Raw genomic sequence first — 14,748 nt, 5'->3', positions numbered from 1 at the left:
AATAGGCGCATGATGCGCCTATTTTTATATTCTAAGATTTAAAATTGAGCAATTAACCTTGAATTAATTGAGTTAATTCATCCACATAATCTTGCATTGGTTTAGGATTTTTATCCGCACGGCTTTCAATATTCAAACGCAATAAAGGTTCAGTATTAGATGCGCGAACATTCAAACGCCAAGCACCGAAATCTAAACTTACACCATCCGTTTTATCAATAGCAGGATTTTGATCTGCAAAATAATTAAAGATTTTTTGAATCGTGATTTGGGTATCTACAACTTTAAAGTTGATTTCACCACTGCAAGGAAAACGTTCAATCATATCTTCAACGAGGCTTGATAGAGATTGTTGCGTTTCAGACAGTACAGAAACCGCCAATAACCATGGAATCATACCACTATCACAATATGCAAAATCACGGAAATAGTGATGTGCACTCATTTCACCACCGTAGACAGCATTATTTTCACGCATGACGTCTTTGATGAAAGCATGGCCAGATTTCGATTGAACCGCGATGCCTTGATATTGTTCTACAATATCTAAAGTGTTCCAGACTAAACGAGGATCGTGAACAATTTTTTCCCCAGCTTGTTTAAGTAAAAAGGCTTGTGCCAGTAAGCCAACAATATAATAACCTTCAATAAATTGCCCTTTTTCATCAAATAAAAAGCAACGATCAAAGTCACCATCCCAAGCAATCCCCATATCCGCTTGATGCTCTAAAACAGCATTACGTGTACTGTCGCGATTTTCAACTAGAATTGGGTTAGGAATACCATTTGGAAAGTTACCATCTGCATCATTATGAATTTTTATAAATTCAATAGGAATATTGAGTTGTTTGAATTTTTCTTCAATTGCATCTATAACATGGCCAGCAGCACCATTGCCCGCATTCATCACAAGTTTAAGTGGGCGAACTTTAGCTGGATCAATATAAGTCATTAAATGATCAATAAATTCTGGAAGAATATTATATTTTTGAGTCGTTCCTTTTTGAGTAACTTCAATAAAATCTTCTGATTCAGCCAATGCCTGAATGTCTTTTAAACCCGTATCCGCACTGATTGGTCGTGCATTTTCACGGACCAATTTCATGCCATTGTAGTCCATTGGATTGTGGCTGGCAGTGATTTCAATACCACCTTGAACATCAAGATGAAATGCGCCGAAGTAAACTTCTTCAGTTCCTGTCATCCCTAAATCAAGTACATTGACACCTGCATCATTTAGACCACGAATCGTTGCTTGTTTTAAGTCTTCACTGGTTAAGCGTACATCACAACCGACAACAATTGTTTTGGGTTGGTAAATTTGCCCATAAGCACGACCAATTTTATACGCAATTTCTTCATTCAACTCCGTGCCAAGTTTCCCACGAATGTCATAGGCTTTAAAACAAGTAAGTGATGCCATGTTTGCTCATTTCTTATGATTTAAAAAGACACAATTATACATGATCAATGATGACAGGATTTGCAATATTTGTTCGGCTTTGATTGCATTGGCCTGAAAACATCTCAAAACGAATTTTTTGAAATAAAAATAAACAAATAATTAAAAAAAAATAACGAATAGGTTGAAAAAAAAGCAGTGATAAATGAATAAGTTATTCGCATAAAAACTGAATTGATTCTTATTTACCTGTAAAAACGATAGTTGAATAGTATTTTAATGTTTGTTTTGTTACATAAGTCACATTATTATGTCATGGATTATATCTTTTTTCATATTTTATAAAAATGAGGCTACATAATGACAAGAATCGTAATCGTTGCTAAAAATGGCGGAGATTTATTACAAGATACTCAAGCGAGTGAAGTTGTACTGAGTCAACCATCTGTTGTACAAGTCGGTGTGACAAAAGATGCGGTAGAGTCTATTACAAGAGAAGGCAATAATGTCATCATTGTTTTAAAAAATGGTGAAAAGATTGTTGTAGATAACTTCTTTAATGATGAAAATAATGCCGATAATTCATTGGTTTTTCCTGAACAAGACAAAGGTTTTGCTTTAGTTGAATTTGATTCTGCTAACGGTGCTGTGAATTATCTTGGTTTAGATAGTCTTGAGCCGTTACTTTATTCAAATGACAGCGCTGGGCTGATTGCTTGGCTATTTCCCGTTGTTACTGCTGGTGGAATTTTGTGGTGGGCACATCGAGATCATGATAATAACGACCGAACTTCTCCGACTGCAAAAGCAACATTGACGGGTATTACTGAAGATACAGGTCTAAGTTCTACAGATTTAATTACCAATGACAAGACATTGATTTTGAGTGGTAAAATCACTGAACCTTTAGCTGCGGATGAAACCGTTCAAATTAGTTTGGATGGTGGGAAGACATGGTTAGATACGGTTGTAGATCGAAATAATGGTTCTTGGAGCTATGATAATACCAAAAATCCTCTGGCTGATGGTGTTTATACCGTTCAAGTTCGGACAGTTGACGAAGCTGGAAATGTTGGTCCAATCTCAGAACAAAAGATTACCATCGACACTACTGTACCAATCCAACCAGAAGGCATTGGCGCTACGGATAATGTAGGACCAAATGTAGGCGAAATTCCAGCGGGTGGCACAACGGATGACACTACACCGACCATTACAGGTAAAGGTGAGCCGGGTGCCACTGTTGAAGTGATTGACAATGGAAAGCCTATTGGTACAACGACTGTAGATTCAACAGGCAACTGGACATTTACCCCAGACACGCCATTGACTGATGGTCCACATGAGATCACAACCACTCAAACAGATCCAGCAGGAAACACCAGTGATCCAAGTGATCCGCTTACATTAACTGTAGATACCACACCACCAGCAAAACCAGAAGGCATTGGCGCTACGGATAATGTAGGACCGAATGTAGGCGATATCCCTGCAGGTGGAACAACGGATGACACTACACCGACCATTACAGGTACGGGTGAGCTGGGTGCCACTGTTGAAGTGATTGACAATGGCAAGCCTATTGGTACAACGACTGTAGACTCAACAGGTAACTGGACATTTACCCCAGACACGCCATTGACTGATGGTCCACATGAGATCACAACCACTCAAACAGATCCAGCAGGAAACACCAGTGATCCAAGTGATCCGCTTACATTAACTGTAGATACCACAGCACCTGCAAAACCAGAAGGTATTGGTGCTACGGACAATGTAGGGCCCAATGTAGGTGATATTCCTGCGGGTGGCACAACAGATGACACTACACCAACCATTACAGGTAAAGGTGAGCCGGGTGCCACCGTTGAAGTGATTGATAATGGTCAACCACTAGGTACAACGACTGTAGATTCAACAGGTAACTGGACATTCACCCCAGACACGCCATTGACTGATGGTCCACATGAGATCACAACCACTCAAACAGATCCAGCAGGAAACACCAGTGATCCAAGTGATCCGCTTACATTAACTGTAGATACCACAGCACCTGCAAAACCAGAAGGTATTGGTGCTACGGACAATGTAGGGCCCAATGTAGGTGATATTCCTGCGGGTGGCACAACAGATGACACTACACCAACCATTACAGGTAAAGGTGAGCCGGGTGCCACCGTTGAAGTGATTGATAATGGTCAACCACTAGGTACAACGACTGTAGATTCAACAGGTAACTGGACATTCACCCCAGACACGCCATTGACTGATGGTCCACATGAGATCACAACCACTCAAACAGATCCAGCAGGAAACACCAGTGATCCAAGTGATCCGCTTACATTAACTGTAGATACCACAGCACCTGCAAAACCAGAAGGTATTGGCGCTACGGACAATGTAGGACCCAATGTAGGCGATATCCCTGCAGGTGGAACAACGGATGACACTACACCGGCCATTACAGGTACGGGTGAGCCGGGTGCCACTGTTGAAGTGATTGACAATGGCAAGCCTATTGGTACAACGACTGTAGACTCAACAGGTAACTGGACATTTACCCCAGAAACCCCATTGACTGATGGTCCACACGAAATCACAACCACTCAAACAGACCCAGCGGGTAATACCAGTGATCCAAGTGATCCACTAGTATTAACTGTAGACACCACACCACCTGCAAAACCAGAAGGCATTGGCGCTACGGATAATGTAGGACCGAATGTAGGTAACATCCCTACGGGTGGCACAACGGATGACACTACACCGACCATTACAGGTACGGGTGAGCCGGGTGCCACTGTTGAAGTGATTGACAATGGCAAGCCTATTGGTACAACGACTGTAGACTCAACAGGTAACTGGACATTTACCCCAGACACGCCATTGACTGATGGTCCACACGAAATTACAACCACTCAAACAGACCCAGCTGGCAATACCAGTGCTCCAAGTGATCCATTTGAAGTGATTGTGGATACGACTGCACCGACGATCACCGCTGAAATTACAGGAATTACTGAAGATACAGGTCTTGCAAACGACTTTGTGACCAATGATCCAAGTTTAGTGATTAGTGGCAAAGTATCAGATGCAACACAAGTCCAAGCGGGTGATAAAGTCCAAGTCCGAGTAGATGGTGGCGTTTGGACAGATGCAACATTGAAAGCGGATGGAACGTGGAGTTTAGATAACACAGCGAATCCATTGGCAGAAGGTCAGCATACGGTAGAAGCGCGTGTTGTAGATCAAGCGGGAAATGCGACAGCACCGACGAGCAAAGAAATCACGATTGATACGACAGCACCAGTCGATGGAAGTTTGACAGACGTTAAACTATTGGATGATGTTGGTGCAGTCACAGGAGAAATCCAAGACGGCACCAGTACCGATGATACCCGTCCAGAATATACAGGACAGGCGACCCCAGATGTTGAATATGTCAATGTATATGACAATGGTGGATTGATTGGAACAGCGACAGTGCAGCCAGATGGTACGTGGACATTCACGCCAGAATTACCATTGATCGGAGGAGAGCATAGCTTTATAGGCAAGCCAGTAGATGCAGCAGGCAACGAAGGTACAGCCACAGATCCAATCGACTTTAATGTGATTGGTTCAGCGCCATTGGCACCGACAATTCAAAGCGTTGATGACAACGTAGGTGATGTGACAGATCCTTTACAAAAAGGTGCGACGACGGATGACAAGACTCCGACAGTGAGCGGAACCGCTCAACCGGGTACTATCGTTCACGTTTATAGCAATGGTACAGAAGTTGGTTCAGTTGCAGTAAAACCAGATGGTACATGGACACTTGAAGTTACAGACTTGGGTGCAGATGGTGAGAAGAAACTCACAGCTGTTGCCAAAGACCCAGCAGGTCAGGTTAGCCCAGCTACAGGTGAATACCCAATCATACTCGACACTACAGCACCTAGTCAGCCAGAAGACATCACTGCCACAGATGATGTGGGTCCTACGATTGGCGATATCCCTGCGGGTGGCACAACGGATGATACGACACCAACCATTACAGGTACGGGTGAACCGGGTGCCACCGTTGAAGTTTCAGATAATGGGCAACCATTGGGTACGGCAGTTGTAGATCCAACAGGTAACTGGACATTCACCCCAGAAGCACCGTTGACTGATGGTCCACACGAGATTACAACCACTCAAACAGATCCAGCAGGCAATACCAGCGTTCCGAGTGACCCACTGAACTTTACAGTGGATACCTCTACATCTGATGTACAGATTACTAACTTCATTGACAATACAACACCAATCGAAGGCAATATTGCCAAAGCGGGTGAGACCAATGACACCACACCAACAGTGGTGGGTATTTCTAAACCGAATGCCCAAATCGTTATTACAGACGAAACAGGTAAAACGGTAGGTACAGCAACAACAGATGGCGCAGGTAAATGGTCAGTAGAGCTTACAGCGCAAGCTGAAGGCGAACATACCTACACTGCAACAGCAACGCTACCAAATGGTAATACTGCAACAGATACCGCAGAACTCACTATCGATACTACTGCGCCAATCGCAGCAACGATTGATACAGTGACAGATGATGTGGGAGAAAATCAAGGTCCACTTACTTCAGGTGGAACAACGGATGACACTACACCAACCATTACAGGTAAAGCAGAGCCGGGTAATGTAGTCACAATTTATGATGATGGCAAACCAGTAGGAAGTGTGGTTACAGATCCGCAAGGCAACTGGAACTACACCTTACCAGCACCAGGCTTAACAGAAGGCCCGCATGACTTAACTGTTACTCAAACAGACCCAGCGGGCAATACCAGTGCTCCAAGTGATCCATTTGAAGTAATTGTGGACACGACTGCACCGACGATCACCGCTGAAATTACAGGAATTACCGAAGATACAGGTCTTGCAAACGACTTTGTGACCAATGATCCAAGTTTGGTGATTAGCGGCAAAGTATCAGATGCAACACAAGTTCAAGCGGGTGATAAGGTTCAAGTTCGAGTAGATGGTGGCATTTGGACAGATGCAACATTGAAAGCGGATGGAACGTGGAGTTTAGATAACACAGCGAACCCATTGGCCGAAGGTCAGCATACGGTAGAAGCACGTGTTGTGGATCAAGCAGGAAATGCGACAGCACCATCAAGCAAAGAAATTACAATTGATACGACAGCCCCAATCGATGGAAGTTTGACAGATGTTAAATTACTGGATGATGTTGGTGCTGTGACAGGAGAAATCCAGGACGGTACGACAACAGACGATACCCGTCCAGAATATACAGGACAGGCGACCCCAGATGTTGATCATGTCAATGTATATGACAAGGGGGGATTGATTGGAACAGCGACAGTGCAGCCTGATGGGACATGGACATTTACGCCAGAGAATCCATTAACATCAGGGCCACATGAGTTTACTGCTAAGCCTGTAGATAAAGCGGGTAATGAAGGCAATCCTATATCTACAACGGCATTCACAATTATTGGTGAGCCACCTCAAGAGCCTGCGATTACTCAGGTTCAAGATGATTTTGGCGCAATAGTTGGGGACTTACAAAAATCTCAAACTACAGATGATAAAACGCCAACGGTGAGTGGTACTGGACAGGCTGGTTCTGTTGTACATGTGTTTGTTGATGGTACAGAAGTGGGTTCAGCTACTGTAAATCCTGATAAGACTTGGTCAATGACATTGCCTGATCTTGGTGCAGATGGTGAGAAGAAAATTACCGCAAATGCTACAGATGGCGCGGGTCAAGTCAGCACAACGACTGATGCATATCCAATTGTACTAGATACAATGGCACCTACAAATTCAGGGTTTATAGCAAATGATAATGTAGGATCGCAAACAGGTTCTATTGCAGATGGAGATACGACGGATGACACTACCCCAACATTAACAGGTACGGGTGAACCGGGTGATGTGGTTGAAGTTTATGACAATGGTACGCCGATCGGTTCAACTACTGTAGATTCAACAGGTCATTGGACTTTTATACCATCACCAGAACTTGAAAATGGTCCGCATGAATTACAAACAACGCATACAGATGCTGCTGGTAATGAAAGTGCGAAAAGTGACCCATTATCATTCACTGTAGATACAGGTGTTCCTGTTATTACAATTGAATCGGTAACAGATAATGTCGATGTGACTGAAGCTGTTGCTAGAAATGGATTAACCAACGATAACACGCCAACATTTGCGGGTACGACAAATCCAAATCAGCTCGTGACGATCACGGATAAAGCGGGAACACCTATTGCTTCTGTAACGGCTGACGCAACTGGAAAATGGTCTGTTGATTTACCTCAACAAGCTGACGGAGTGCAGGACTATATTGCAAAAGTTACGTTGCCAAATGGTCAAACAGCTAGTGATAGCTTTGCACTGAATATTGATACTCAAGCACCGTCAAAACCTGCTTTTGAAGCAAGCGATGATGTCGGTCCAGATCAAGCTGTCCTTAACTCTGGTGATGTAACAGATGATGCTACGCCAACGTTAACAGGTACAGGGCAGGCGGGTGATAAAGTCACCATTTATGATAATGGTCAGCCTTTAGGTACAACGACTGTTAAACCTGATGGTACGTGGGCATATACACCGACAACACCATTGACGGAAGGACCACATTCACTTGAAGTTACTCATACTGACCCTGCTGGGAATGAGAGCCCGAAAAGCGATCCTCTCGATATTCAGGTAGATACGAGTACAGTTGATATTACAATTGATGGTATTGAAGATGATCAATTGCCTGTAATTGAAACAGTGGCTAAAGGTGGGATTACAAATGATAATACACCGATCATTTTTGGTACAACTAAACCTGATTCACTGGTTACGATTCATGATTCAAATGGACAAGCGATTGGGTCAACAATTGCTGATGGATCTGGTCAATGGTCAGTAACATTGCCAACACAACCAGAAGGACACCGTGAATATACGGCTGTCGCTGAGTTACCAAGTGGACAAACGGCTGAAGCTAAAGTTGATTTCACGATTGATACAACAGCACCAACTCAACCAAGTTTTGTTGCAACCGATGATGTTGCTCCAAGTGTTGGTGATATTGAATCAGGTGATACAACTGATGATACGACTCCAACCTTAACAGGTACGGGGCAGGCAGGAGATACGGTCACTATTTACGATAATGGTCAACCTCTAGGCACAACCACCGTAAAACCTGACGGGACATGGACATACACACCTACAACACCATTAACGGAAGGGCCACATTCGCTTGAAGTGACACAAACAGATCCCGCTGGAAATGAAAGTGATAAGAGTGAACCTTTAGACTTTACTGTAAGCACAACTGTGGCAGCTGTAAATATTGAAACTGCGACAGACAATCAAGCACCTAAAACAGGTCCAATCAGTGATGGTGGATTAACAAATGATGACACACCAATACTTTCGGGAACTGCAACTGCAAATCAAGTGGTCATAATTAAAGACCAAACGGATACTGTTATTGGGTCAGCCACTGCTAATGCAACAGGTCAATGGTCAATTGAATTGCCTCAACAGGCTGATGGTGCACATACTTATACTGCATCTGTGACTTTGGCAAATGGTAGTACAGCACAATCACAATATGATTTGGAAATTGATGCAACAAAACCAAGTCAATTAACGATCGATTCTGTATCTGACGATGTAGGTGTTGTGCAAGGTTTATTGGCATCAGGTGATTCTACCGATGATAAAACACCGACTCTAGAAGGTACTGCTGAAGCAGGGAATGTGGTAATTATTTATGATGAAGGTAAACCAGTTGGCTCTGTTACAGCAGGTCCGAATGGTCATTGGAACTATACGATTCCAGCACCAGGTTTGACTGAAGGCTCACATAACTTAACAGTAACGCAAATAGATCCTGCGGGTAATGTAAGCTTACCTTCGTCTCCATTCAATGTTGTAGTTGATATTACTGCACCAACGATTGTCGCTGAAATTACGGGTATTACCGAAGATTCAGGTCTTGCAAATGACTTTTTGACCAATGATCCAAGTCTAGTGATTAGTGGGAAAGTATCAGATGCAACGCAATTGCAAGCTGGAGATAAAGTTCAGGTTCGTATAGATGGCGGAGTGTGGAAAGATGCAACGCTCAATGCGGATGGAACTTGGAGTTTAGATAATACTGCAAATGTATTGGCCGATGGTAAGCATACTATTGATGCTCGTGTGATTGATAAAGCGGGTAATTATACTGCACCATCAAGCAAAGAAGTAACGATTGATAGTACTGCTTCTGCAGCACCGACCTTAGACAACATCAACGATGACGTTGCCCCAGTGACAGGTAGCATTGGAGAAGGAGACACGACCAATGATGTACGCCCTGAACTGACAGGAACAGGCGAAGCTGGGAACACCATTAGCATCTATGACAGTGGCGTAGAAATTGGTACAGCAGTTGTAGATTCAACAGGCAACTGGAGCTTCACGCCAACGACTGATTTGGCACAAGGGCCACATGCAATTGAAATCTCACAAAAAGATGCAGCGGGTAACGAAAGTCCGAAGACAGCACCAGTGAATTTCACAGTAGATACGGTAGCACCACCTGCAGCTCCGACCTTGGACAACATCAACGATGACGTTGCACCAGTCACAGGTAGCATCGAAGAGGGAGATAGCACCAACGACCCACGCCCTGAACTGACAGGAACAGGCGAAGCGGGTAATACCATTAGCATCTATGACAATGGCGTAGAAATTGGTACAGCGGTTGTAGATTCAACAGGCAACTGGAGCTTCACGCCAACGACTGACTTGGCACAAGGGCCACATGCAATTGAAATCTCACAAAAAGATGCAGCGGGTAACGAAAGTCCGAAGACAGCACCAGTCAACTTCACAGTGGATAGCGTTCCGCCACCTGCAGCACCGACCTTGGACGACATCAACGATGACGTTGCCCCAGTGACAGGTAGCATTGGAGACGGAGACACGACCAATGACGTACGCCCTGAACTAACAGGAACAGGCGAAGCGGGTAATACCATTAGCATCTATGACAATGGCGTAGAAATTGGTACAGCAGTTGTAGATTCAACAGGCAACTGGAGCTTCACGCCAACGACTGATTTGGCACAAGGGCCACATGCAATTGAAATCTCACAAAAAGATGCAGCGGGTAACGAAAGTCCGAAGACAGCACCAGTGAATTTCACAGTAGATACGGTAGCACCACCTGCAGCACCGACCTTGGACGACATCAACGATGACGTTGCCCCAGTGACAGGTAGCATTGGAGACGGAGACACGACCAATGACGTACGCCCTGAACTAACAGGAACAGGCGAAGCGGGTAATACCATTAGCATCTATGACAATGGCGTAGAAATTGGTACAGCAGTTGTAGATTCAACAGGCAACTGGAGCTTCACGCCAACGACTGATTTGGCACAAGGGCCACATGCAATTGAAATCTCACAAAAAGATGCAGCGGGTAACGAAAGTCCGAAGACAGCACCAGTGAATTTCACAGTAGATACGGTAGCACCACCTGCAGCCCCGACCTTGGACGACATCAACGATGACGTTGCCCCAGTGACAGGTAGCATTGGAGAAGGAGACACGACCAATGATGTACGCCCTGAACTGACAGGAACAGGTGAAGCGGGCAACACCATTAGCATCTATGACAATGGCGTAGAAATTGGTACAGCAGTTGTAGATTCAACAGGCAACTGGAGCTTCACGCCAACGACTGACTTGGCACAAGGGCCACATGCCATTGAAATCTCACAAAAAGATGCAGCGGGTAACGAAAGTCCGAAGACAGCACCAGTGAATTTCACAGTGGATAGCGTTCCGCCACCTGCAGCTCCGACCTTGGACGACATCAACGATGACGTTGCCCCAGTCACAGGTAGCATTGGAGAAGGAGACACGACCAATGACGTACGCCCTGAACTGACAGGAACAGGCGAAGCTGGGAACACCATTAGCATCTATGACAATGGCGTAGAAATTGGTACAGCAGTTGTAGATTCAACAGGCAACTGGAGCTTCACGCCAACGACTGATTTGGCACAAGGTCCACATGCAATTGAAATCTCACAAAAAGATGCAGCGGGTAACGAAAGTCCGAAGACAGCACCAGTCAACTTCACAGTAGATACGGTAGCACCACCTGCAGCACCGACCTTAGACAACATCAACGATGACGTTGCCCCAGTGACAGGTAGCATTGGAGACGGAGACACGACCAATGACGTACGCCCTGAACTAACAGGAACAGGCGAAGCGGGTAATACCATTAGCATCTATGACAATGGCGTAGAAATTGGTACAGCAGTTGTAGATTCAACAGGCAACTGGAGCTTCACGCCAACGACTGATTTGGCACAAGGGCCACATGCAATTGAAATCTCACAAAAAGATGCAGCGGGTAACGAAAGTCCGAAGACAGCACCAGTGAATTTCACAGTAGATACGGTAGCACCACCTGCAGCTCCGACCTTGGACGACATCAACGATGACGTTGCCCCAGTGACAGGTAGCATTGGAGAAGGAGACACGACCAATGACGTACGCCCTGAACTGACAGGAACAGGCGAAGCTGGGAACACCATTAGCATCTATGACAATGGCGTAGAAATTGGTACAGCAGTGGTAGACTCAACAGGCAACTGGAGCTTCACGCCAACGACTGACTTGGCACAAGGTCCACATGCAATTGAAATCTCACAAAAAGATGCAGCGGGTAACGAAAGTCCGAAGACAGCACCAGTCAACTTCACAGTGGATAGCGTTCCGCCACCTGCAGCTCCGACCTTGGACGACATCAACGATGACGTTGCCCCAGTGACAGGTAGCATTGGAGAAGGAGACACGACCAATGATGTACGCCCTGAACTGACAGGAACAGGCGAAGCGGGCAATACCATTAGCATCTATGACAATGGCGTAGAAATTGGTACAGCAGTGGTAGACTCAACAGGCAACTGGAGCTTCACGCCAACGACTGACTTGGCACAAGGTCCACATGCAATTGAAATCTCACAAAAAGATGCAGCGGGTAACGAAAGTCCGAAGACAGCACCAGTCAACTTCACAGTAGACACAGTTGCACCTACATCAACAGTTGAAATTTTAGGAATTACTGATGATAGTGGTGTTTCGACAGACTTTATTACCAATGACAATACTTTGTTATTTAACGGTAAAGTCAATGGAACATTAGGCGCTGATGAAAAAGTTCAGATCAGTTTAGATGGTGGTGTGACTTGGAATGATGCGATTAGTGATGCCAATGGAACTTGGACATTTGATCATACTGCTAATCCGCTTGCGGATGGAGCTTATACAGTTCAAGCACATGTCGTAGATCGAGCAGGTAATGTGGGAGCAACTGATACACAGAACGTGATTGTTGATACAACAATCAGTGTTCCAACACCTGCAATTTCAATGAGTAACTATGAAGATGTAGGCGTTTCCGCTACAGACTTCTACTCGAATGACACTCAGTTTACATTGAATGTGACAGGCGAAGCAGGCGCACAAGTGATTTACCAAACATTGGTAAATGGTACTTGGACTGATCTAAATACAGCAACGATCGCTGCGAATAACACTTCATCGTATGACGTGGATTGGTCTGCGCAGCAAATCAATGACGAAAGTCGTAAGTTCCGTGCAGTGATCACAGATGTCGCAGGCAATAGCGCAACAGTCTATGAGGGTGGTACAGATGAAACAACTGCACAAAACTACCGTGTCGATAATGTGGCAGCAGTGGGTAAATTCACAGCCTCACTGAAACCTTCAACACAGGGCGGACTAGATACCCAAAATGCTGCATTCCAATTTAGCGAAACAGGTGAGCGCAATTTTAAAGTCTATGAACAAGAGTACCGTGGCGAACATATTGAAAAGCTGACAGAACTTACAACAGTTGATGGTTTGGATACTGATGCCAATGGCAAACTAGATCTATCGGCGTTGCTTGCGCATATGGACAGCTTTAAAAACTACGTGTTTGAAACGGTGGATGATGCAGGCAATCTATCCATTAACCCACAATTTATTCAAGACATCTCATCACCTTTGAGGGAGTTTAATGGTGGAACCTATGCTAATTGGTATTACACACCATACAGTTATTTAGGTGGATTTAGTGCATTGGCCTTTATGGAAACAGATGGTATTAAATTCTACAATGACAATGGCAACCTTGCAGGTTTTGCAGAACGTTACGAGGGCAATGGATATTGGGGAGAAACTCAAGTCTATCTGACTTTAGGCAATGGTACAGTACTGACGACGACGGTTGAAGTTAACAAAGGTTACTGGGAGTTTAGCTATAACGGTGTGAATCCAATACCAGCAGGTGAGATCGCGGGTTTAAGAGTTGTTCCAGTCCACTTGCAAGGCTTAGCGCAGAATGAACCGATGGAATATCGTTATGACCAGTCCATAGATCAGACCATTGCAGAAGGTGGTAACTTGTATCCACCAACAGCTTATGGCGTGTTGGGTTCATATAATAACTTGAATGCACCAGTGCAATACATCAAAGGTCAGGCGGATACCACGGGAAGTGAAGACTGGCACGACTCACTGGTGTACCAAGAATACACCAGTACCCGTGATAACGATGCAATCTACTCAAATGGTGTAGCGACGACCTTGGTGTACAAAGTATTAGATACGATCACAGCTGATATGAATAGTGGAGGAGCGTATTTAGGAGAAACAGGAACCACGATTGGCAATGGTTATGGTTCACAATTTGACTTAGGTACATTTGGTAATAGCAACCTGAATGATTGGATTGATCGTAATGGTGATGATTCACTCAATATTGATGGTAATAAAAGCATAGACTTTGTTGATATTAATGGCGATGGGGTTTATGACGGCTCATCGGGTGATCAAAGTACGCAAGTGACGGATATTTGGAATCACTTTGACGTAGCGAAGGACAAGCTAGATATCAGTGATTGGATTGCACAAATTGAGCAAGAGACAGGTGTGAGCATTACGGACAGTAATATTGCACAGTACTTAACCGCCGAATCGGTGACGAATGCTGAGACGAATGCAATATCGACAGTATTAAGTATAGATCGAGATGGTGCTGGAACTGACTATGCAAGTAGCCAATTCTTGATTTTAGAAGCGACAGGTAAGTTGGAATTAGCAGATTTGTTAAATAACAATATTATCCTGCATTAAAACTAGATTCATAAGTGAAACTAAAAAGAGCCACATTACGATGTGGCTTTTTTTGTATTAATTATTAAATAAAGCTACAAAATTAATGTCGTTTATTTACAATATATCCTTTAAAATGT

Annotated in this window: 2 protein-coding genes; one reads left to right on the top strand and one right to left on the bottom strand. The window is 44.3% G+C overall.

Features of this window, described 5'->3' with window-relative positions; all coding sequences use genetic code 11:
• Positions 1-52 precede the first annotated feature (52 nt).
• Entirely contained in the window at positions 53-1,423 is a 1,371-nt protein-coding gene (locus tag ACY45D_RS17215) for a phosphohexomutase domain-containing protein (RefSeq protein WP_463107794.1), read from the bottom strand.
• 339 nt (positions 1,424-1,762) lie between these two features.
• Here ACY45D_RS17215 and ACY45D_RS17210 point away from each other — a divergent pair, with 339 nt between their 5' ends.
• Complete coding sequence (locus ACY45D_RS17210; RefSeq protein ID WP_463107793.1) at positions 1,763-14,629, top strand: Ig-like domain-containing protein; 12,867 nt, start codon at positions 1,763-1,765, stop codon at positions 14,627-14,629.
• Positions 14,630-14,748 lie beyond the last annotated feature (119 nt).

It is taken from the genome of Acinetobacter sp. BZX-2 (genome assembly GCF_055179795.1).
This window is presented reverse-complemented; position numbering and strand designations above follow the sequence as displayed.